A 24,574-nucleotide genomic window follows, 5' to 3' on the forward strand; every position below is an offset into this window, starting at 1 on the left:
TAAGAAATCACATGAAAGCTATATATAAATTAATCGCTGGCGTAATCTTCGTAACATCTTTAGGTTTTATCATTCAATCATGTACTCAGAGTACTGCAAAAAATGATAAATCGATTACTAAGTCTAAAGGTTTAACCAATAGTATGAAATCTATTGTCACTACAGCAAATGTTACTTCTTCTTCTGTAATCCAAGAAATTAAATTAACAGGAACTGTAGAGGCTTTACCTAATAAACAGATAAGAATACCTGCAATTGTTTCTGGTAGAGTTACTTCAGTTAATGTCTCTTTGGGAGATCAAGTACGCAAAGGACAAATTTTAGCAAGAATCTATTCGTCAGATATGGCAGCTGTTAAACAAGAATGGATAGAAGCTAAGGCTAATGTAGATAGAGAAGTAAAAGAATTTGATGTTGCTCAATCTTTATTTGATGCTGGTTTAAGTTCTGCACTAGAACTTCAACAAGCTAAAAGTGAGTTAGAAGCCGCAAACGCTCAACTAAATCGTATTAACCAAACCATGAAATTAATGGGGGAATCTGATAATGCAACACATATTGTTCGTGCTCCAATGGGTGGTACAATTACAGAAAGGAATATTACTGCAAATATGATGTTACGTGAAGATTTTGAAGATGCTCTATTCACAATTGTAGATTTAAGTGATGTTTGGTTAAAAATAAATGTTTTTGAATCTGATATTAGAAAAGTGAAACTTGGTGCTAATGTTAAAGCTGAAGCTTTAGCTCACCCGGGTGATTTATTTGAAGGGCAAATCAATAAAATGGGTAAATTATTAGACCCTGAAACTAAGGTGCTCGATGCTAGAGTTGAAATCAAAAACACAGAAATGAAACTCCTTCCTAATATGGCGATGAATGTAACCGTATTTGAAGAATTAGATCAGGTAGCATTAAAAGTACCTTCTAATGCTGTGGTCTTTCATAATAATAAAGAGTTTATTGTGAAGAAAAATGGAGATAACTTTTCTATGGTTAATGTAAAAGTTATGGGAAATGCATCTAATGATAAAGTTTATATAGAAGGTGATTTAGAAGAGAATGATACAGTTGTTTCTGAAAAAACTTTATTGGTTTTTAATGAACTTGTAGAAGCTAAAAAAATCAATCAATAATTATTTAAGCAATAAAATCATTAAGCTGCCATGAAAAAGTTTGTTCAAAATATTATTGGATTCTCCTTAAAAAATAGATTTTTCGTTTTCTTCATGACGTTAATTCTAATTGTTGCAGGGGTAATCAGTTATCAAAATACACCAATAGAAGCATTTCCAGATGTAACGAACCCTAGAGTTAGAATTATCTCTCAATGGCCAGGTAGAAGTGCCGAAGAGATGGAAAAGTTTGTTACCCTGCCAATAGAGGTTGAAGTAAATTCTACCCCAGGTAAAACAGAAGTTAGGTCTATATCTTTATTTGGATTATCTGTTGTTACAGTCGCTTTTGACGATGGCGTTGACGAGTTTAAAGCCCGTCAGTTAGTTGCAAATAGATTAATGAATGTAGATTTACCCGATGGTATTGACTCTGAAATGGAGCCATCTTCTGGACCTACAGGAGAAATTTATAGATATACTTTAAAATCTGATCACCAATCTGTAAGAGAACTAAAAACTTTACAAGATTGGACTATCGAGCGTAAATTAAGAGCTGTTCCTGGTATTGCAGATGTAGTGAGCTTTGGAGGTGAAGTCAAAATTTTTGAAGTGAGTGCTGACCCCAATTTAATGGCTCAATATGGTATTACATCACTGGAATTATACGAAGCACTAGAGCGTAGTAATGTAAATGTTGGCGGTGATGTTATTGAAAAAAGAAACCAAGCTTATGTGGTGAGAGGTATTGGTTTACTGAATAACCCATCTGAAATAGAAAATGTCATCATCGAAAGAAATAATAATACCACTGTTCTTGTAAAAAATGTAGCTGAAGTAAAAGAAACTTTCGCTCCTAAGCTTGGTATTGTTGGTCTTAATGATAATCCTGATTTAGTTGAAGGAATTATTGTTATGAGAAGAGGAGAAAATCCTAGTGAAGTTATTGAGCGTTTAAAAATTAAAATTGATGAATTAAACGAGAGAGTATTACCAGAAGGAACAATTATAGAACCTTTCTATGACCGTTCTGAACTAATAGATTTCACAACTAATACAGTTACTAAAAACTTAGCAGAAGGCATTTTCTTTGTAGTGATTTTTGTTTTGCTTTTTATGGCAGATTGGAGAACTACATTTATTGTTTCTATCATTATTCCTTTATCATTATTGTTTGCATTAGTATGTATGCGTATGAGAGGAATGTCTGCAAACTTACTTTCTTTAGGTGCGATAGATTTCGGTATTATTATCGATGGTGCTGTAGTAATGGTAGAAGGCTTGTTTGTTGTTCTTGATAAAAAAGGGAAAGAACTTGGAATGGATCGATTTAATAAACTTTCTAAGTTAGGGTTAATTAAATCTGCAGGTTCTAAGCTTGGAGCAAATCTATTTTCTTCTCAGTTAATTACTATTCTTGCCTTAGTTCCAATTTTTGCTTTTCAGAAAGTAGAAGGTAAAATGTTTACACCTTTAGCATTTACTTTTGGTTTTGCTTTATTAGGAGCACTAATAATGTCGTTAACTTTAGTACCAGTTTTAGTAAGTGTTCTACTAAATAAAAATGTAAGAGAGAAAGAAAACTTCTTTACTCGTTTTGTTCAAAAAGTATTCTATGGTGCTTTTTCATGGGCATATCAAAGAAAAAAATTAACAATGATTTTAGCCACCTCGCTATTATCTACAGGGTTATTTTTTGGATCACGCTTAGGTACCGAATTTTTACCTCAACTTAATGAAGGTGCAATCTATATTAGAGCATTTATGCCAATTAGTTCTAGTCTATCAGAATCTTATGATATGACACAAAAACTAAGAGCTAAAATTAGAGAAACTCCAGAAGTTAGAGGTGTCTTGTCTCAAACTGGTAGACCTAACGATGGTACTGATCCTACTGGTTTTTTTAATATTGAATTTCATGTTGATTTATACCCTCAAGAGGAATGGACAAGGGATTTAGATAAAGCCGAAGTAATTGAAGAATTAGAAGATAAACTAAATGATTTCCAAGGAGTATCTTTCAACTTCTCTCAACCTATTATGGATAATGTTGAGGAGGCTGTAACTGGTGTAAAAGGAGCTTTAGCGTTAAAAATTTATGGTTCTGATTTATTCGAACTAGAAAATTATGCAGAACAGGCGAAAGCATTGATGGAAAACATTGATGGTATTACTGACTTAAATGTTATAAAGCTTATTGGACAGCCGGAGTTACGCATAGATCTTAATCAAGAAAAAATGGCTCTTTATGGAGTGGCCACAGCAGATGCTCAATCTGTTATAGAAATGGCTATTGGCGGTAAAGCTGCTACAGAGCTTTATGAAGATGAAAGACGTTTTGATATAAGAGTGAGGTACCAAGAAGAATACAGAAACGATACACAAGCCATTGGAAATATTAAAGTTCCTACACTTGATGGAGGAATGGTTCAGCTAAGAGAAATTGCAGATATAAGTACTAAAACGGGACCTGCTTTTGTATACCGTAGTGGCGGAGAACGATTTGTAGCAATAACCTTTTCTGTTAGAGGAAGAGATCTTGGTAGTGCAGTTGCAGAAGCACAAGAAAAGGTTGAAGGCACCTTGAATATTAGCAAAGGAATGTATTATTCTTGGGATGGGGAATTTGAAAATATGGAACGTGCTCAAAATAGATTGATACAAGTTGTTCCAATTGTAATGGTTTTAATTTTTCTTGTTCTATTAACCACTTTCAATAATGCAAAAGATGCAGGTATTGTAATGATGAATGTACCGTTTGCTTTAATTGGAGGCATATTAGGGCTTACTTTCTTTACAATGAACTTTGGCATATCTGCCGGAGTTGGTTTTATTGCATTGTTTGGTATTTGTGTACAAAATGGAGTTCTTCTTGTATCCAAATTTAAATCAAACCTTCAAGAGGGAATGAACTTGGATGATGCTGTACACAATGGTGTGAAGTCTAGAATAAGACCAGTATTAATGACGGCAGTAACAGATTTTGTAGGGTTATTACCTGCCTCTATGTCTACAGGTATTGGATCAGAATCTCAAAAACCTTTAGCAGTTGTAATTGTATGGGGTATACTAACGGCTACAATATTAACGTTAATCGTTTTCCCTGTAATATTCAGCTTATTCTATAGAAAAAAACTATCTTAATAACCTATATAACTTACAAATAAGAGCTATCATTTAGTTGGTAGCTCTTTCTTCTTTTATCTCTTTTGGGAAAATACTCCATAGGTTAGGAATAACTATATCAAAGGTTGTTCCGTGATTTAACACAGATTGAACTGTTATTTCTCCACCTAATTTTTTAACTGCTTCATGAACAATATATAAACCTAATCCTGACCCATTATTTACATCAGTGGCTCTATAGAACATATCAAAAATCTTTTTTATATGTTGTTCTCTTATACCAATGCCATTATCTGAGATCTTCATAATTAGATCTGTAGAGATTACATGAGCATTTATTGTAATACTCGCATTTGGTCTAAATGATGTGAATTTATAGGCGTTAGAAATTATATTATTAAGAATAACCGCTAAACGAGATTCATCACAGTACAAATCATTTTCAGCCTCAACAGTAATAGAAATCAATGTTTCCGCATAGTTATTAATAAACTTATACTGATCAATTGTTGATTTTAATAACTCTTCTATATTTACTTTAGTTGGACGTAATTCCATTCTATTATTTCTTGAATAATTCAAGATATCATGAATAAATCCATCTAGTTTTGTTAAACTTCTCTGCTGTAACATTAAGTATTCCTTCACTTCATCTGGTGTAGCAGTCATACTTAATTCTATTAGGCCAAGAGCAGAAGTAATAGGAGCTCTTAAATCATGAGAAACTCTATAAACAAAGTTATCTAATTCTTTATTGGCTTTACTTAACGCTTCATTTCTTTTCATGAGCGTATCTTCGTACTCTTTTCTTGGGGTAATATCTTTTATAATACCTAGATAGCCAATAGCATCTCCGTAAACATCATATAAAATACTCGTTCTAACCTCTACCCAAATGTAGATGCCATTACGTGTTCCAATATGCAATTCTATATTATTGTCGTCTTTCAGAAAATCATCTACAGTAACATCAAGTGTTTTACTTCTATCAAAACCTTTAAGAATTACATCTAAAGGTCTTCCTAATAAATAAGTTCTTGGATAGCCCGTCAGTGCAATAACCGCATCGTTTACAAAAGAAACATTTCCCTTTAAATCAATTACTAAGACACTGTCCTGAACACCTCTAAGAATTGTAGATTGAAAGAATAATTTTTCGTGATTTTCATGTTGCTTCGTAATATCTTTAGCCATTCCGTAGATCAAGCCATTTTCAGTAATCAAAGAAGCATCCCATTCCAAATAACGGTATTCACCCCATTTTGTACGGTACCTATTTATAAAAGATCTTATTGATTTCCCCTCACAAACATCCTGAAAAACACGTATTGTTTCGCTTATATCGTCTTGGTGTAACCAATTTACAAAAGGGTAAGATTTTAATTCTTCTATTGAAAAGCCTAAAGTTCTCACCCAAGCCTGATTTAGATAAACAAAGTCACCTGAATCTGGATCAGTTACCGTACATAAATTAGCAGAGTCTGTAAAGAATGGTTTAAATGATATCTTTTCTTGAACAGAATTATCAAGTTGCTTTCTTAATTTTGAAGGTGTCTTTACTTGAAGATTAGACATTACACCTTCTCCCACTAAAATAGCTTGCTCCAAAGCAAACATATCAATATCTACATATTTTGGAGCAGTTATTAATACCATTACTCCAAATACTTCATTGGTTTGATCGTTTATAAACGGACATCCAACTAATTGATACTGATCAACCTCTTGTATTATTTTTTTTTCTTCAACAACTCTATTTACGAAGTTGTTGATTTCTGGTAGAGTAATAATTTTTTTATTGAATCTAGAAACACATTCAACTATATCATTACCTTCTTCTATTTTACATATAGATCCATAAAAAGCTTGTTCATATTCTAAGACATAAAGAAGTAATGACTCCATAAATTCTTTAGGCGATGCTTCACCAGAAGAATTTAATCGTTGAATTCTCAATAAGTTATTATAAAATTGATCTTTTTTAGTCATTAATCTATAAGGTTCAGAAGTAGGTAACTATTATTTGTCAAGCATAGATATTCGGCAACTAATGTGAATATATCTTAATATAGGTTAGAAATACTAGATTGACAAACTCTTTCTTAAGGGTTTATGACTATTCTTTTTGAATTCTGAAGGAGTCATACCTGTATGTTGTTTAAATTTTCTAGATAAATACTGCGTACTACTATACCCTAAAATATCTGCTATCTGATTTAAAGTCATCTCATTATAAGATAAAAACTCTTTTACTTTTTCTACCTTTTGATTTGATAAATACTTCTCTATTGTTATCCCTTCTGTGTTAGAAAAAAGTGTACTAATTGTTGTATAATCTTTACCTAACTCTTTTTGAAGCTCCTCTGATAATGTAGCATTCCATTGTTTTTCATCGAGATTAGAAAACTTATGATGAATAAAGTTCTTCACTCCTTCTACTAAACGTGATTGTTTATTATTAAGGAAAGAAAAACCAAGTTTTTTAAAAGTTTGTTCAATTTCTTTTGTTTGATCCGCTGATAACGGTACAGAAATATAAGCAACACCTAGGTCTACTCTTTCGACTACAGCATCTACATCTATTAATGCTTGCCATACTGTAAGTATGCATCTTTCGCATACCATGTTCTTGATTCTGAGGGTTAAAAGGTCTATCATTTGTGAATAAATATTGACGAAAGAACGGTTTTTCGTACTATTGTGTTGATAATCATAGGATAATGTGCAATCTAATTTAAATAAAAATTGATTGCCGTAAAAATTCATCTTATTTTTGCATTCCAAATTTTTAAAATAGCAACAAAGTGGATCACAAATATAAAAAACCGACAACTAGACGTCCTGTTGAGCTAATGGCTCCCGCAGGAGGATTCGATTCGATGATGGCTGCCATACAAGGTGGAGCTGATTCTATCTATTTTGGTGTCGAGCAGTTAAATATGCGTGCTCGCGCTTCAATCAACTTCACTCTAGAAGATTTAGATGAAGTTGCTAAGATTTGTAACGAGCATGGTGTTAGAAGCTACTTAACACTTAATACAATTATATATGAGCACGACCTTTCTATAATGCGTCGTGTGGTTGATAGAGTTAAAGAAGCAGGTATTACTGCAATCATCGCTTCTGACCAAGCTGTTATTGCTTATGCATTTAGAGCAGGTGTAGAAGTTCATATTTCTACTCAAGTAAACATTACAAATGCAGAAACTGTTCGTTTCTACGCAACATTTGCAGATGTAATGGTACTTTCTAGAGAGCTTAGTATGGTACAGATGAAAAGTATCTGTGATACTATCAAAAATGAAAACATTACAGGACCTAATGGTGAGCTTGTAGAAGTAGAAGTTTTTGCTCATGGTGCCTTATGTATGGCTGTTTCTGGAAAATGTTACTTGAGTCTTCATACACAAAACTCTTCTGCTAACAGAGGTGCTTGTGTTCAAAACTGTCGTCGTAAATATAAAGTAATTGATATTGAGGACGGTCATGAGTTAGAAATAGACAATGAATACATTATGTCTCCAGAAGACTTATGTACCATTGACTTCTTAGATCAATTATTAGATACTGGTATAAAAGTATTAAAAATTGAAGGTAGAGGTAAAGGACCTGAATATGTGAAATGTGTTGTAGCATGTTATCGCGAAGCAATTGAAGCATATTATGACGGCACATACACTAAAGCTTTAGGCGAAGAGCTTAAAGAGCGTATGACTCAAGTTTATAACCGTGGATTCTGGGGTGGATATTACCTTGGTCAAGAAATGGGTAAATGGACAGAGCAACATGGTTCTAAAGCAAAAACAAGAAAAGTTTATCTTGGTACTGGACGTAGATACTTTAAAAATATCAACGTTGCAGAGTTCAGCTTAGAAACTTTAAAAGTAAAAGTTGGTGATAAGTTATTAATCACCGGACCTACTACTGGAGTTGTTGAAACGGTAGTTGAAGAGCTACACGTTAATGATGATGGTAAGCAAGAAATGGCGGTAAAAGGAGATATCTTTAGTATTAAACTAGATACTCAAATTAGACCATCTGATAAATTATATAAAGTAGTAGATGCTGAAACAATAGAAGCATAATCTGAATATGGCAAAAATCACAATTACGCATCAGCGAGATAAATGTATTGGATGTAATTACTGCGTAGAGTTTGCTCCTGATAGATGGGTAATGTCTAAAAAAGATGGTAAAGCTACACTAGTTGGGGGTGTAAACCGTAAAGGTTTTTATTCTCTAAAGTTAAGTCCTATCGAATTAGAAGAAAATCAGAAAGCAGCAGATGCTTGCCCTGTAAAAATTATTCAGGTAAGAGAGTACTAAACTACTTTTCTTACAAAAAGTAAAAGGTCTTGAGCGATGTATATCACTCAAGACCTTTTTTATTACTATGTCTATTTAAATTAAATAGCCATTGCTACATCTTCTTCTTTCTCTGTGTCTTTCGACTTATTAGAGTTAACAGAATTCTTCAACTTAATTACACCAGTTTTATCAAGAGCTAGAATAATTAAATATGTTGGATCAATTTCATGCCATCTAATTCCTCCAAAATTTGCTCTCGATCCTCTTGCATGGTGGTTATTGTGATATGATTCACCCATCATTAAGAAATCAAAAGGAAGGAAGTTTGTTGACGTATCACTAACTTCAAAGTTTCTATACCCATAGATATGTGCAAACCAGTTAATAATAGCACCATGAACTGGCGACATTAAGAAATGAATTGGTAGTAATAGGAAAATAAGTGGTGATAAATCATAAGTCATATAACAATAGATATAGAGTGCAGAATAAGCTGCTCCCCATGCTAATCTACTAAGACCACTACCTGCAAATTTATCAAATGAATGCCATTCTGGTACATTCTTGGTAAACTTTGGATCTACCTTAACTTTCCCTTTACAAATATCAGTATACACATTTTTTGTTTTCCACATCATTGCAAACAACGATGGAGAATACTTTGGTGAATGTGGATCCTCTTCAGTATCTGCAAATGCATGGTGCATTCTATGCATAATACCATAACCATAGGCACTTAAATAGTTAGAACCTTGGAAGATATACGTTAGTACAAAAAATACTTTCTCTGTTTTTTTAGACATTGTAAACATAGCATGTGCTGCATATCTATGTAAAAAGAATGTCTGGAAAAACAACGACGTGTACCAGTGAAGTATGAAAAAAGCTATTATTATATACATAAATGTAAAATTGAAAATTCATCAATTAAATTGTCGATGACCCTTAAACCAACTTTACTTCTGTTTTGTGACAAAATTGTTAAAAAATATTTATTAAAAATAGTTAATTACTTAATTTACAGAGTTTTAATTTCAAATAAAATTAAGTAATAATCTCTTTAATCATTGGCTGCTTTGTTATACGCTTACCTGTTGCCTTTTTATAAGCATTAGCAACAGCTACACTTGCAGGCGGTAAACCTGGCTCTCCTAAACCCGATGGGTTTTCTGTACTTTCTATAAAATGAGTTGACACAATTGGTGTATCTTTCATTCTTATTAATTGGTATTGATCAAAATTATTAACCTGTGCTACTCCATCTTTAACTTCCAAATTACCATATAAAGCATGCCCTATACCATCGATTACACTACCTTCTATCTGATTTTTTGCGCCTGATTTATTAATCAAGATTCCACAATCAACAGCTACAGTTACCTTTTTAACAACTGGCTTATTATTCTCTATTATAATATCTGCAATTTCAGCAATGTAACTATTATGGCTAAAGTAAGCTGCAAAACCCTGATAAACACCTGCTTCCGTTTTACCCCAATTTCCTTTCTCTGCTACAAGTTTAATTACCCCTTGTAGTCTTTTAGGTGAATAAGGAATACCTTTTTTACCTTTTGCCTTCTCTAATAAAGATAACCTAAATTGAATAGGGTCTTTCTTTAATTCTGTAGCGATATCATCTAAAAATGATTCTTGTGCAAAACCTAAAAAGTTGGTTACAGGAGCTCGCCACCACCCAATTGTTGTATCACATTCAATAGCAGAAGATCTTACTTCATAATTGTCAATTGCTCCATTTGGAAAATATTTTGATATACCTTTCCACATTCCTCTATTAATAACAGCTTCATGTATAGTATACCCAGTAAGTTCCCCTCCTTTTATAGTTGCCTTTATTTTATATTTAACGCTTGGTCTATATACTCCAGACGTCATATCATCCTCTCTAGTAAAAATGACTTTTACAGGATAACTAGATAAATTTGAAACGTAAGCAGCTTCTTCGGCAAAATCAGTATTTAATCTTCTACCAAATCCTCCTCCCATACGTGTCATTTGTACTTCAACCTCTTCTTCTTTTCTTCCTAAATTTTCAGCTACCATTTTAGCTGCGTTCTTAGGTGTTTGTGTAGGACCAACTAAGAGTATTTTGTTCTTTGTTACATGAGCAAAAAAGTTTAATGGCTCCATACAATTATGAGGTAAAAATGGAGCTTCATAGAGCTGTTCTATTACTTTATCCGCATTCTTAACAGCTACATTAAAATTACCATTGGATTGCATTGGTTCTACTCCTTTTTTATCAAAAGCAGCTAACATCATTTTATTATGGTAAGCGGTAGATTCCTCCTTTTTAATTTCTTTCCACTCTACTTTAAGCGCTTCTTTCCCTTTCATTGCAGCCCAAGTATTTTCGGCTACTACGGCAACTTTATCATCAAAAGAAACAACAGTAAGTACTCCTTTAATCTTCTTAGCATCTGTAGCATCAAAAGAAGCTAACTTTGCTCCAAATGGTGGACGTTGTAGCATAGCGTATTTCATCCCATCATACTGATAATCTAAGCCAAATAGAGATTCTCCTTTTACTATTTTTTCTACATCAACATTCTTAATTCCTTTACCTATTAAAGTAAAATCTTCTACTTTCTTTAAAGGTGCTTTTTTCGGTATCTCTAATAGAGCTGCTTCATTAACAACATCTCCATATTTTATACTATCACCCTTCTTATTGGTAATTACACCTTGTTTAGCTACACATTCTTCAACAGGAATATTCCATTTATTTGCAGCAGCAGTCAGTAACATTAATTTAGCTGTTGCTCCTGCTTTTCTTAAATTTTTCCATCCTAAACGAATAGACTGACTTCCTCCTGCTACTTGGCGTTTATACTCACTATTTAAACCTGCTTGTACCACAATAACATTTTCCCAAGGAATATCTAACTCCTCGGCAATAATCATTGGCATTGATGTTTTTACTCCTTGTCCAATTTCTGGATTGGGTGCATAAATTGAAACCGTATTATTATCTGCTATTTTTAAATAGGCATTGAATGATTGAAAGTCTAAATCATCAATTGACTTGGGCATTTCTGCACTTTTTGCACATGATGTTCCTAAAAAATTTAGGCCCATCAATAATCCGCCACCTGCTAATAGTGATGTTTTCAGAAAATTACGTTTGCTCTGTTGCTTTGCTTCTTTTGGTTGCATTTGATTATATAATTAGTAGTTAGGATTTTGTTGCTGCTAATGCCACTGCTTTTTCAATTCTATTATATGCTGCACACCTGCAAATATTACCATGCATTGCATTACGAATATCTACAACAGAAGGAGCTGGATTATCTTTTAAGAAAGCTGCTGCTGTCATTATTTGACCACTTTGACAATACCCACATTGTGGTACATCTAATTCTATCCATGCTTCTTGTAATGGGTGATCTGCGTTTTCTGATAACCCCTCAATTGTTGTTATTTCTTGGTCTATCACATCTGTAATTGGAAAACTACAGCTTCTTATTGCAATACCATTTAGATGTACGGTACAAGCTCCACATTGTCCAATTCCACAACCATATTTTGTTCCTACTAAATTTAATTCATCTCTTAATACCCATAAAAGAGGTGTATCAGCTTCTACATTAAAAGTGCGTAGTTTGTTGTTTACTTTGAGTGTATATTCTGGCATATTTTTGTTATTTATCTAGTTGAAGTAAAGCTGAATAAGCTTCTTCTGTATCAATATCGATATAAGGAACATCAGACTTTAAAACCAAGGTATCCTCTTTATATTTTTGTAGTATCTTTTTGGCCCCTTCATCTCCTTTTAATTGTAGTAAAGCATCGAAATACTGTGCATTAAATAGAACAGGAACTCCCTGCATATTCCCATAAGAGGTTACTGCTATTTTTTTAGAAGAAGAATAAAATGCAGTAATTAGTGATTTCAAATAAGATACAGATAAAAGAGGTAAATCACTTAAAACAATAAGCAGATCTGTATATTCTTTTTGTTTGATATGATAAACTCCCTCACGAATAGAACTCCCTAACCCTTCGTTCCAGTTTTGGTTATCAATCACTTTAATAGTTTTTGATTTTAAACTATTTTCTATTTCTTTTTTATAAGCTCCTAAAATTAAAAAAGTAGTTGATTTATCTATTGCACTGGCCTTTTCAATACAATGATTTAATAATGTTTCTCCTTTCCATTTAAGAAGTTGTTTAGGTCTTCCTAACCGTTTGGATTCTCCTGCTGCAACAATTAATATGGCTAATTTCTTATCCATAAATACTAATAGTTTTTGAGTTTGCAAGTCGGGGTGATTTATTTCTTATCGCTCCTAAAATCTCTGCAACAATAGAAACTGCAATTTCTTCTGGAGTAATTGCTCCAATATCTAACCCTGCCGGTCCATTAATTTTTTCTATAAAATCAAGATCAGGTTGGTAATCTAATAACTGTTCTTTTAATTTTTCTGTTCGCTTATTTGCTCCAAGTAGCCCAAGGTATGTTATTGGCTGCTTCGTTATTGCTAAAAGGTATTTTAAATCTTTTACAAAACTATGTGTCATAACCATAACTCCAGAATGAGTATCCATCTTTAAATGTTCTACCTCTTCCGCTTCTACTCTTAGCAAATTAGATGCTCCCGGAAAGTCTTCGATCACATTAGTATTTAATGGAGCTGCAACAATTGTTACTTTCCATCCAGTCATGACTGCATATTTACAAAGTGCTACAGCATCATGCTCTACACCTAAAATATACAAATGAAACTCAGGTTTTAGCTCTTCCACAAAAACTTCTGTGTAAGTACTTTTTTCTTTCTTCTTTTTATCAAATGAAAAGATTGAAACACCTTGCCTTTCCGTTAATGAGTAATGACTTTGTATAGTGATAGTACTCCTTTGTTTTACAGTATTTTTAAAAGCAGAGTAGAAATTTTCGGTAACATCAAAAGGTTCAATAAGAATAGTCAAAATACCTTCACAGCCCAATCGATATCTTCCATCATAATTTATTAAAAGAGCTTCTCCTGTTTTAAAAACACTTTGAGACTGCTTTACAATTTCTTTTTCTACACAGCCACCACTTACTGCCCCTCTCATTTCATCATTTTCTAAAATCAACATTCGAACACCCGGCTTTCTATAAGAAGAGCCATCTAAACCTACTACAGTAACAAGAACAGCCTTTATTTTATGCTGTTTTGCCTTGTAAGCTGTATTAATAATGTTTTTAAGTTCGTGTAACATCTTTTGATTTCTGAAAATATGAATAACAATTGATAGCCCATATTAATTAAAAAAAATCGATCTATAAAGTGATGAACACAAATTGGATAATTATGTGTTATTATTAAAAATGATAAAAGGCTATTCCCTACAAAATGAGGAAATAGCCTTTTTAAAATTAATTTTATTTCATTTAACTTCCAGAAGTCATATCCTGATAGGATTCTGAAAATGCCTCTCTAGAAATAGTAGCATTTTTCTCGTAAACTGCTTTTAGTACTTCAAGTTCTTCTTTTGATTTGCCTTCAAAATCTGGTGTTTCAGGAGATAATTGAGCTAGTCTTTGATTAATATCTTTAGCACTGCTCTCAAAAAACTGTGATAAATTCCTTAAGATCATATATGATAAATTAGCACCTCTTTTTGGTCCTTTCCCCGTTGAAGAATAATACAATACACTTTCAGTAGAGCGGTGAAGTAACGTTTCAAAAATTTGATCTGCCGCTACTGTATCACCTAATTTATAATATAATCCCATAAACTTTGGTGCATAAAAACTGTATGGAATTGTTTTATCTGGAATCATAGTTAAAATCCAGTCCAAAGTTTCCTTAGACTGTTTCTTTTTAGATAAATCCCCTTCCATCAATGAGTCATAATATAACTTTTCAGCTAATCTATAAACACTATTTCTAGTAGTTACCCCAAATTTTTGATACTCTCCATCATAATAAATACTTTCATCTTGAAGACCTCTAAATGCAAAATCTTTTATATTTTCTTGCATTACTTCAACATTAACTTCACCTACTTCTCCAAACGTATCTTGATTACGAATAGGTAATAGTCTTAAGGCCAATCCTTCTAAATATAAGTAATTACTTAAATCCATATTAATAATATTTGATGATGTATTATTAAAGTAGATAGGTCGTTCCCAATTGTTCGATACAATTAAATCAAGTAATGCTAACTCATTTTTAGGAATACTATTTTTATTTGGCTTTAGGTTCCAAACCATTTTAGATGCTACTCTATCTTTAAGGTTATCAGGTATTAAATCACTCTTAGAGAGCTTATTACTATCTACATCTACTACAAAAGTCTTCGATAGTAGTCGGGTGGTAGAAATTCCTTCTCTTAATTCAAACTTAGTTATTGGATCATCATTTTTAATAGCATTTATATAAGCATTCATATTTACACCATACTGTGCCTGCTCAACTTCAATTAAAGGAATAACTTCATTATTTCCTTCTTGATACACACTATTGGGTAGTTTTAAAGGTAATGGTTCTGATTCATATTGCTGCTGATGCATTTGTTTGATATACCAATCTGCCTGAAAGTAACTTAATACAACAACACGTATATCTGTTCTAAAACCTTCTACATTCTGTACATACCATAATGGAAACGTGTCGTTATCTCCGCCAGTAAATAAAATAGCATTTTCTGCACAACTTGCTAATGTATTTCTAGCTTGATCTACAGAATAATAACGGTCTGATCTGTTATGTCCATCCCAACCATTTATGCCCATTACAATAGGTATAATAAAACTTAAACCAACACCTGCATAAATTCCATTAGCACCCATTTTTTCTGATAAAAATTGTACTAATGCCAATACCCCAAACCCTATCCAAATGGCAAATGCATAGAAGGAGGCTGCATAAATATAATCTCGTTCACGAGGTTCTACAGGTGGTGAATTTAGATAAAAAACTAAAGCTGCTCCAAGTGTGATAAACAGAACTGCTACAACAAAGAAATTCTTCTTATCCTTTTTATACTGATAAAACACTCCTAAGAGACCTAATACTAAAGGCAATAAATAAAAATTTGCTCTTGCTTTATTCTTTTGAAGAAGCTCCGGTAAGTCTTCTAGATCATCCCATGGTAATAAATAACTAGCATCTTTTTCATCGCTTTCTCTCCCCGCAAAGTTCCACATAAAATATCTTAGGTACATATGTCCTAACTGATATCTAAAAAAGAACACTATATTATTAAACATGGTGGGTTTCTCTCCAGAAGCTATTCCTGCCCACTCTTCGTACAATTGTACATGATGAGGTCTACGAGAATGTAATCTAGGAAAAAACATCATATCTTTTTTTTCAAACTCAAGTTCCTCTTTTTGAGCATAAACTTCATAATAATCCTTTTCTCCTTTATTCGCTTCTCTATATTTATTTCCAACCTCATGAGTACCATAATATGCAGCATCATAAGTAGGACCATAAAATAAAGGTCGTTCTCCATACTGTTCTCTTTTTAGATAAGATACATACGATAATAAATCATCTGGAGTATTTTCATTAATTGGTGTCTCTTGGTTTGAACGAATAAACACAAGAGTATAACTCATATATCCTACTAGAATAAATGAGACCCCTAATAGGATATTATTTAATGTTATGAGTTGCTTATTTTGAGTATAATATATTCCATAAACTAAAGTAAAGATCAAGAGTAAAGAGAAAACCAATCCTCCCGTTCCAAAAGAAGTCCCAAATGAGTTTACAAAAACTTTATCAAAAGAAAATGCCAATGATGGCAAACCAGGAATAACAATAATGATAATTCCTAAGATAATTGCTCCACCTACAGCCATTGCAATCAATGTTCCTTTAACTGTAATTGTATTGGGGTACTTTTTATAATAGTAAACCATTGCCAATGCAGGCAAACAAAGTAAGTTTTCTAGATGAACACCAATAGATAAACCAATGATATAAGCAATCATGATTAACCACCTATTAGACGAGGCATTATCTTCGATAAATTCCCACTTTAAAATTGCCCAGAATACTAATGCTGTAAATGCTGATGACATCGCATATACTTCTGCCTCTACAGCAGAAAACCAGAATGAATCAGAGAATGTATACGCTAAAGCACCTACCGCAGCAGATCCAAAAAGTAATACTTTGTCTTTTAAATCATATCCTTCTGCTTTTTGCTTAATCACTTTCATGCCAAGCATAACAATAGACCAATACAAGAATAAAATTGTTAGTGCACTCATAAAAGCAGATTGGAAATTAATCCACCATGCTACTTTTAAAACATTGCCTAGGGCTAGAAAAGAAAAAAGTCGGTTAAATAATAAGAAAAATGGTGCTCCCGGAGGGTGTGGTACCATTAATTTATACGATACTGCTATAAATTCACCACAATCCCAGAAACTTGCTGTTTCTTCCATTGTGATGGTATAGATTGATAATGACACTAGAAAGAGTGTCCATCCAATTAAATTGTTAGTTTTTTTGAGTTCGTTCATTTTTTTGAGTATTTATCAGAAGTCGGATAATAGGAATGTTTAAGGTATTAATTATCTACAACTCATCAACACTCTTTTTATTGATATTAACAAAAGTAAGGCTTTGTTAAATCTAAATATCTAAGACAAAAAAAAGTCGTTACTTTATTTCTAAAGTAACGACTTTCTTACAATTTATAATTTTCTTCAACTTATCTCGCTGAAGTCATATTCTGATAGGATTCTGAAAACACTTGTCTAGAAAGACCTGCATTCTTTTCGAATACAACTTTGAGTGCCTCAAGTTCTTCTCTTGATTTACCTTCTAAATCTGGTGTTTCTGGAGATAATTGAGCTAAACGTTGATTTACATCTTTCACATTACCCTCAAATATTTGAGTTAATTGTTGCAATGTAATCAATGATCTACGCGCTACACTCTCAGTACCTTTTCCTGTAGTTGCATAATACTTCACATTTTCAGCATCACGACGAACTAATAAATCAAAAATCTTATTCGCAGTTTCAATATCACCTAATCTATAATATAAATCCATATACTTAGGAGCATAGAAACTATAAGGTATTGTTTCGTCTGGAACCATTCTTAAAATCCAATCCAATGTTTCTTTAGATTGTTTCATTTTAGATGGGTCGTTCTGCATTAATGCATCATAGTATAATGTTTCGGCTAAACGGTAAACATTATTTCTAGTATTTGCACCAAACTTGCGGTATTCATCATCATAATAAACACTTTCATCTTGAAGACCTCTAAATGCAAATTTCTTCAAGTTATCTAGCATTACTCCAACATTTACTTCTCCTACTTCTCCTCCAGAACTTTCTGTACGAATTGGTAGTAATCTGTAAGTCATACCTTCAAGGTATAAGTAACTTCTTAAATCCATATTGATGGTATTTGCAGAAGTATTATTAAAGTAGATTGGGCGTTCCCAATCATTAGAAGCTATTAAATCTAGAAGAGCCAACTCATTTTTGAAGATATACGTCTTGTCATTTTTTAATTTCCAAGCCATCTTCGTCTGCACTCTATTCTCCATTCCCTTAGGAATGATTCCACTATTTACAACTGCCGCACTATCAACATCTAAAATAAATACCCTAGATAATAATTTTGCAGTAGATTGTCCACCTTGTAACCCTACTTGAGTAACAGGATTATTAGAGTTTACAGATTGTAAATATGCTTTTAGATTAACACCATTTTTTGCTCTTTCATCTTCTACTAAAGGAACGTAATCGTTTTTACCCTCTCTATAGTTTTCGCTAGAAATTGACAATGGTAATGGCATAGACTTGTACTGCGTTTGACGCATTTGATCTAAATACCAACCCGTACTAAAGTAACTTAATACAGCTACACGTACATCTGTTCTAAAACCTTCTACATTTTGTACATACCATAATGGGAATGTATCATTATCTCCACCAGTAAACAAGATGGCATTTTCTGCACAACTTGCTAATGTATTTCTTGCCTGATCTACTGAATGAAAACGATTTGATCTATCATGACCATCCCATCCATTTATTCCCATAACAATAGGAACAATAAAGCTCATACCAACACCAGCATACACTCCATTAGTACCTATTTTTTTAGATAAAAATTCACCTAATGCCAATGCTCCAAATCCTATCCACATTGCAAATGCATAGAAGGAGGCTGCATAAATATAATCTCGCTCACGAGGTTCTACAGGTGGTGAGTTTAAGTAAACTACAAGTGCCGCTCCTAATGTGATAAATAGAATACCAACAACAAAGAAGTTCTTTCTATCTTTTTTATAATGATAGTATGCACCTAAAATACCTAATATTAAAGGTAGTAAGTAGAAATTTGCTCGTGCTTTATTTTCTTGGAGTAATTCTGGTAGATCTTCTAAATCATCCCATGGTAAAAGGTAACCAGCATCTTTTTCATCACTTTCTCTACCTGCAAAGTTCCACATAAAGTACCTTAAATACATGTGTCCTAATTGATACCTAAAGAAGAATACAAAGTTATTTACCAAAGTAGGTTTTTCTCCCGGAGCAATCCCTGCCCATTCTCTATATAACTGCGCATGATGCGGTTGACGAGAATACATTCTAGGGAAAAGCATCATATCTCTTTTTGCATACTCTGCTTTTGTTTTGTGGTCATACACCTCATAGAAGTCGTTTCCACCCTTGTCTGCTTCTCTATATTTATCTCCGTTTTCTACAGTATTTACATGTTCTGCATCGTATGTTGGGCCATATAAAAGAGGGCGATCTCCATACTGCTCACGTTTTAAATAAGATACATATCCTAATAAATCATCAGGAGCATTCTCATTAATTGGTGTTTCTTGGTTTGAACGGATAATTACTAAAGTATAACTCATGTAACCAACCAATATAAATGACACGCCTAATAAGAAATTATTTAGCGTAACCATCTCTTTACTTTGTGTGTAATAAACACCATAAGCAAGAGCAAAAATTATTGTAAACGAGAACAATAATCCACCTGTTCCAAACGAAGTTCCAAATGTATTTACAAAAATCTTATCAATAGAAAATGCAATTGATGGTAAACCAGGAATAACAATAATGATAATTCCTAGGATAATTGCTCCACCAGCTACCATTGCAATGATCGTCCCTTTAACTGAAATAGTATTAGGATACTTTTTATAGTAATAAATCATTGCCAATGCAGGCAAACAAAGTAAGTTTTCTAAATGGACACCAATAGATAAACCAATGATATAAGCAATCATGATTAACCATCTATTAGACGAGGCATTATCTTCGATAAATTCCCATTTTAAAATTGCCCAGAATACTAATGCTGTAAATGCTGATGACATTGCATATACTTCTGCCTCTACAGCGGAAAACCAGAATGAATCAGAGAATGTATACGCTAAAGCACCTACTGCTGCAGATCCAAAAAGTAATACTTTGTCTTTTAAATCATATCCTTCTGCTTTTTGCTTAATCACTTTCATGCCAAGCATAACAATAGACCAATACAGGAATAAAATTGTTAGTGCACTCATAAAAGCAGATTGGAAGTTAATCCACCATGCTACTTTTAAGACATCGCCTAAAGCTAAGAAAGAAAATAGTCTATTAAGTAATAAGAAAAATGGTGCTCCCGGAGGGTGCGGTACCATTAACTTATACGATACAGCTATAAATTCGCCACAATCCCAGAAACTTGCCGTTTCTTCCATTGTGATAGTATAGACAGCGAGTGATATTAAAAACACTGTCCAACCAATTAAATTATTTGTTCTCTTGAATTCGTTCATTCTATTACATTTTCCAATTGGCTAAAATAGGGTAAAAATCTGCATTCGGATTACAAAACATCCATTAACAGCCGCTATTTTTCCAATTATTGGTCTAGTTTTATTTTTTTTAACATTAATTTCTATTCTTCTTAAAAAAGTAAAGTGACTTTACCTTAATAAATACCTTCTTCTTTTAAGAATTTAATCACGTTTAAATCAGATAAATGATGAGCATGCAATCCTGCTTTTTTTGCTCCTTCAACATGTTGAATTGAATCATCAATAAAAAGCGTTTCTGATTTATCTAAATTATTTTCTGCAATTACAGTTTCAAAAATACTTGGATGTGGTTTCCTATCACCCATTTCATAAGAGTAATATCCTTTCTCAAATAACTTTTTAAAATCTCCAAAATCATCTCCTAAAGTAGAATTTACAATAGTTTCAAAAGCATCAATATGAATAGCATTTGTATTTGACAATAAGAAAATTCGATATTTTGTAGATAATTCTTTCAGCATTTCTACTCGCTCAATGGGTAAATCAAGTAACATTGCATTCCATGCTTCATCAATTTGAGTAGTAGTAATCTTGTCCCCTACAATCTTTTTAATTCCTAGACGAAATTCATCCGAAGATATATTCCCCTTTTCATATTCATCAAATAATTCAGTTTGTTCTTTCTGCGTATAAAAAGGTGAAACTGGTTTTTCTAAAATTTCTGAAAATTTATCTAGTGTATTTTCGTATCTTAAATTTAAGAGTACTCCTCCTAGATCAAAAATTATCGCTTTATACTTCATTTCTAATTATTAAGGGATTGATAATTATGAATTTATTTGTTAGAATTACAACTATAAAATTCGATTTTCGAATAAATATACTACTGTTTTTATAATTTATGTCCAAATTACTATACACACTGTTTGCCTTTTGTGCTTTAATGGTATCCTCATCAGTTTTTGCTCAACAAGCAAACGATGAAGAAGTTATTTTAGAAAGTTATCCTAACGATCATGACTTCTATAAATTTTATATTTATGATAGTGTAGAATATTCTCAAAGTACACCTTACCATGCTTTACATACTCATTTAGACTTTCTAGAAGAAGGAAGTAATTACCATCCAAAAGTTTCTGCTAGAGTTATCCCTACAAGTGTAGGGAATTTAGAAGAACGTATAGACTTAGCAGATGAACTGAAACTTATCTATGCTGGTAAAGGCATTTATCTTCATTCTTTAGATTTGCCTTTACAAAAAGATTATGTTGAAAAAAACACAGGGAAATCAAGGTTTATTATAAGTGATAAATTACCTGACATCTACCTTATAAAAGTATCAGGTAGGTGGAGGTATTCGAGCTACTCCTCTTTAAAAATTCATAAAATATTCAAAGAAACCTTTCCTTCGTACTCTAGAGATATTATTAAATATGTATCTAAAATTGAAAGAGGAAATCAGATTTTTCTTAACATAAAATTATGGCAATGGGCTGCGCTAATTACCATCTTTATTGCATTCTATTTTATTTACTATATAGTAACTTGGTTCTTATCTTTTATCATAAAAGCATTATTTACAAAAGGTAATAATGAGTATTTTATAAGTAAAGTTATTAGTAGTTACAAAAAGCCTGTAACAATTGCCATCTTAGTATTCTTCTTTTACATGATGCTGCCATTGTTACTTTTAGAAAGTCACATCTCTTATGGTTTAGCACTCACTTGTCGTTTTGTTTTTGGGTTAGCTGCAGCATTTTTCATCTTTAGAACAGCAGATTTATTTGTTTTTAAAGTGATGAGTTCTGGCTCAAGCTTTTCTATAGACGAACATCTTACTCCAATTTTAAGATCTTCTTTTAGATTAATAGCTCTAATATTAGGCTTTTTAGTAATTCTAAAATTGATGGGTTACAATATCAATAATCTAATTACAGGCATTTCATTTGGTGGTTTAATCATTGCATTTGCTGCTCAAGATACTGTTAAGAATTTTATTGGTTCTATTATGTTATTTACTGATAAACCCTTTAAAGTTGGAGATTCTATTATTGTTTCTGGTCAAGCTGGTATTGTAGAAGAAATTGGTTTTAGAACAACTAAAGTAAGATCATTTAATAATTCTTTAATCAGTTTACCAAATAATATTGCTGCAGACAATATTGTAGATAATATGGGAAAAAGAGATTTCAGAAGATTTAAAACAATGATTACTATTGAATATGGTACCGATAGAAAATTAATAAGAACTTTTATTGAAAAAATAAAGGCTGCAATAGAAAAGCATCCTCAAACAAGAAAAGAAGGTTATCAAGTTCGTTTATTCCAATTCTCTTCTAGTTCTTTAGATATTTTACTAAATGTCTTTTTTAGAACAGATGATTATGATGTAGAATTAGCTACAAGAGAAGAATTAATGTTTGATATAATGGAAATTGCAGAAGAACTAAATGTACAGTTTGCATTCCCTACACAAACAATTCATATGGCTTCGGGTAATAATTTAGAATCAGATGATAGTAAAAGCTAATTGATTTTTTGAAATTGCTTAGTTTATTAAACTGAACTAGGCAATTTCAATTTTCGCTGCCTATTTTTACAAAAACAACGAACAGTAGCCTCAATAATTTTATATATCAATGTCTAAACATTTATCATATTTATTATTCTTTATCTTTTCTGCAACGAGCATTTATGGTCAGAATACTGAAAACAATAAAAATGATCTAGTTTCTAGTTACCCAGATGATCATTCATTCTATAATTTTTTAATGTTAGATAGTGTGGAATTCTCTTTAAGTTCTCCATACCACACAATGCATACGCATTTAGAAAACCTTGAAGAAGAGAATTATCACCCTAATATTTCTGCTCAAATTTTCCCTTTATCAACTGGTTCTTTAAAAGAGAGAAAACAATTAGCAATAGAATTAAAGTTGATTTATACGCAACAAGGTATTTACATCAACTCTCAAGATTATCCTCTTCAAAAAAACTATATTGATTCAAATACTAAAACTCACCGCTACAATATAAGTCCTAGACTTCCGAATATATATATTGAACTTCAGGATGGAAGGTGGAAGTACTCTAGGTATTCTACAAATCTTATTCATCAGATATTTGAAGAAACATACCCTTCTTTTGCTAGACAATTAGTAATCTATACTTCCTCTCTTCAACAAATGAAAGGAAAGTATTTTGGTATAAAATTATGGCAATGGATTACGCTTGTATCTATGATGATATTAAGCTACTTGTTTTATTACCTCACTATTTGGTTTACTAAAAGAATTCTTACAAGCATTTTTATAAAGTTAAAGCAAGAACGAATAGCAAAAAAAGTCCTTCCTAAATTAAGAAGGCCAATTGCTATGATTATCTTGATGCTAACTTGGTATTATATTATACCTTTCTTGCTTCTACCTAGTAATGTATCTTATGGGTTTGCTATAATTACAAAATTAATTTTCTGTTTCTACCTCATTATTTTACTATTTAGGTTTGCTGACATTTCTGTTCTTAGACTTGGTACATATTCTAATAAATCTGAGGCAATAGATCAGAATTTAGTTCCTGTTTTAAAAGTTTGTTTTAGAATAATTGCAATTTCTGCAGGAGTTTTACTTACTCTTTACTTCTTCGGTTATGATATTACACATATTATAACAGGTATATCATTTGGTGGTGTTGCTATTGCTTTTGCTGCTCAGGATACTTTAAAAAACTTTATTGGTTCTGTAATGATCTTTGCAGATAAACCTTTTGAAGTTGGCGATTGGGTAGCAATAAAAGGGCAAGAAGGTATTGTAGAAGAAATTGGATTTAGAACTACTAGAATTAGAACATTTACAAACTCTCTACTTAATATACCAAATGGAACACTATCTGATAGTGATATTGATAATTTAGGAAAGCGACAATTTAGAAGATTCAAAGCCTATCTTTCTGTTCCTTATGGTACACCTCCAGATAAAATTGAGCAATTTATTAAAGCAATAAAGAAAGCAATCCAAGATCATCCTCAAACAAGAAAAGATTTCTATGAGGTACGCTTAAATAAATTTAATGCTAGTTCTTTAGATGTACTCTTATATGTTTTCTTTATTACTAAAGATTGGAGTGATGAATTGCAAGCAAGAGAATATTTGATGATAAAAATATTAAGAATAGCTGAAACAATGGGGGTTGATTTTGCATTCCCGACTCAAACTATTCATATTGCTAATGATAATAATGATCAAGATAGTTCTGATAAAGCCTGA

Annotated in this window: 16 protein-coding genes; 6 read left to right on the forward strand and 10 right to left on the reverse strand. The window is 32.3% G+C overall.

Features of this window, described 5'->3' with window-relative positions; all coding sequences use genetic code 11:
- Positions 1-11: 11 nt before the first annotated feature.
- Both EI427_RS14485 and EI427_RS14490 read left to right on the forward strand, forming a co-directional pair.
- Positions 12-1,136 (forward strand): efflux RND transporter periplasmic adaptor subunit, encoded by a 1,125-nt coding sequence (locus EI427_RS14485; RefSeq protein ID WP_126615851.1) that lies wholly within the window; start codon positions 12-14, stop codon positions 1,134-1,136.
- A 30-nt stretch (positions 1,137-1,166) separates the two neighbouring features.
- On the forward strand, positions 1,167-4,259 hold the full coding sequence (locus EI427_RS14490; protein ID WP_126615854.1) for an efflux RND transporter permease subunit: 3,093 nt from the start codon (positions 1,167-1,169) through the stop codon (positions 4,257-4,259).
- A 33-nt stretch (positions 4,260-4,292) separates the two neighbouring features.
- Here EI427_RS14490 and EI427_RS14495 read toward each other — a convergent pair whose 3' ends face one another.
- Entirely contained in the window at positions 4,293-6,230 is a 1,938-nt protein-coding gene (locus EI427_RS14495; protein WP_126615857.1) for a PAS domain-containing sensor histidine kinase, read from the reverse strand.
- 93 nt (positions 6,231-6,323) lie between these two features.
- Positions 6,324-6,899, reverse strand: a complete 576-nt coding sequence (locus tag EI427_RS14500; protein ID WP_170178479.1) for a helix-turn-helix domain-containing protein — start codon at positions 6,897-6,899, stop codon at positions 6,324-6,326.
- Positions 6,900-7,045: 146 nt separating this feature from the next.
- Here EI427_RS14500 and EI427_RS14505 point away from each other — a divergent pair, with 146 nt between their 5' ends.
- The gene (locus tag EI427_RS14505; RefSeq protein ID WP_240655309.1) at positions 7,046-8,326 is read left to right on the forward strand and encodes a peptidase U32 family protein; all 1,281 of its coding nucleotides are present in this window, start codon (positions 7,046-7,048) and stop codon (positions 8,324-8,326) included.
- Positions 8,327-8,333: 7 nt separating this feature from the next.
- The gene (locus EI427_RS14510) at positions 8,334-8,567 is read left to right on the forward strand and encodes a ferredoxin (protein WP_126615862.1); all 234 of its coding nucleotides are present in this window, start codon (positions 8,334-8,336) and stop codon (positions 8,565-8,567) included.
- Positions 8,568-8,647: 80 nt separating this feature from the next.
- Here EI427_RS14510 and EI427_RS14515 read toward each other — a convergent pair whose 3' ends face one another.
- The 8 genes from EI427_RS14515 to EI427_RS14550 all read right to left on the reverse strand — a co-directional run bounded on the left by EI427_RS14515 (position 8,648) and on the right by EI427_RS14550 (position 21,112).
- The gene (locus tag EI427_RS14515) at positions 8,648-9,451 is read right to left on the reverse strand and encodes an acyl-CoA desaturase (protein WP_126615865.1); all 804 of its coding nucleotides are present in this window, start codon (positions 9,449-9,451) and stop codon (positions 8,648-8,650) included.
- A 142-nt stretch (positions 9,452-9,593) separates the two neighbouring features.
- Positions 9,594-11,723 (reverse strand): xanthine dehydrogenase family protein molybdopterin-binding subunit, encoded by a 2,130-nt coding sequence (locus EI427_RS14520; RefSeq protein WP_126615868.1) that lies wholly within the window; start codon positions 11,721-11,723, stop codon positions 9,594-9,596.
- Positions 11,724-11,742: 19 nt separating this feature from the next.
- The gene (locus EI427_RS14525) at positions 11,743-12,201 is read right to left on the reverse strand and encodes a (2Fe-2S)-binding protein (RefSeq protein WP_126615870.1); all 459 of its coding nucleotides are present in this window, start codon (positions 12,199-12,201) and stop codon (positions 11,743-11,745) included.
- A gap of 7 nt (positions 12,202-12,208) precedes the next feature.
- A complete protein-coding gene (locus tag EI427_RS14530; protein ID WP_126615872.1) occupies positions 12,209-12,802 on the reverse strand; it encodes a nucleotidyltransferase family protein in 594 nt (197 codons plus the stop codon).
- Positions 12,795-13,772 carry an XdhC family protein gene (locus tag EI427_RS14535; RefSeq protein ID WP_126615875.1) on the reverse strand — a complete coding sequence of 326 codons (978 nt, stop codon included), beginning with the start codon at positions 13,770-13,772 and terminating at the stop codon, positions 12,795-12,797. Before EI427_RS14535 ends, EI427_RS14530 begins: the two co-directional genes overlap by 8 nt.
- Positions 13,773-13,944: 172 nt before the next feature.
- Complete coding sequence (locus EI427_RS14540; protein WP_126615878.1) at positions 13,945-17,040, reverse strand: glycosyltransferase family 117 protein; 3,096 nt, start codon at positions 17,038-17,040, stop codon at positions 13,945-13,947.
- Positions 17,041-17,231: 191 nt separating this feature from the next.
- Positions 17,232-20,327: a glycosyltransferase family 117 protein gene (locus tag EI427_RS14545; RefSeq protein WP_126615881.1), complete on the reverse strand. Its 3,096-nt coding sequence runs from the start codon at positions 20,325-20,327 to the stop codon at positions 17,232-17,234.
- A 155-nt stretch (positions 20,328-20,482) separates the two neighbouring features.
- On the reverse strand, positions 20,483-21,112 hold the full coding sequence (locus tag EI427_RS14550; protein ID WP_126615884.1) for an HAD family hydrolase: 630 nt from the start codon (positions 21,110-21,112) through the stop codon (positions 20,483-20,485).
- 98 nt (positions 21,113-21,210) lie between these two features.
- On the opposite strand from EI427_RS14550, the gene EI427_RS14555 reads away from it, so the two are divergent.
- Both EI427_RS14555 and EI427_RS14560 read left to right on the forward strand, forming a co-directional pair.
- The gene (locus tag EI427_RS14555) at positions 21,211-22,839 is read left to right on the forward strand and encodes a mechanosensitive ion channel family protein (RefSeq protein ID WP_126615887.1); all 1,629 of its coding nucleotides are present in this window, start codon (positions 21,211-21,213) and stop codon (positions 22,837-22,839) included.
- A 109-nt stretch (positions 22,840-22,948) separates the two neighbouring features.
- A complete protein-coding gene (locus tag EI427_RS14560) occupies positions 22,949-24,574 on the forward strand; it encodes a mechanosensitive ion channel family protein (protein WP_126615888.1) in 1,626 nt (541 codons plus the stop codon).

This window comes from Flammeovirga pectinis (assembly GCF_003970675.1).
Lineage (GTDB): Bacteria > Bacteroidota > Bacteroidia > Cytophagales > Flammeovirgaceae > Flammeovirga > Flammeovirga pectinis.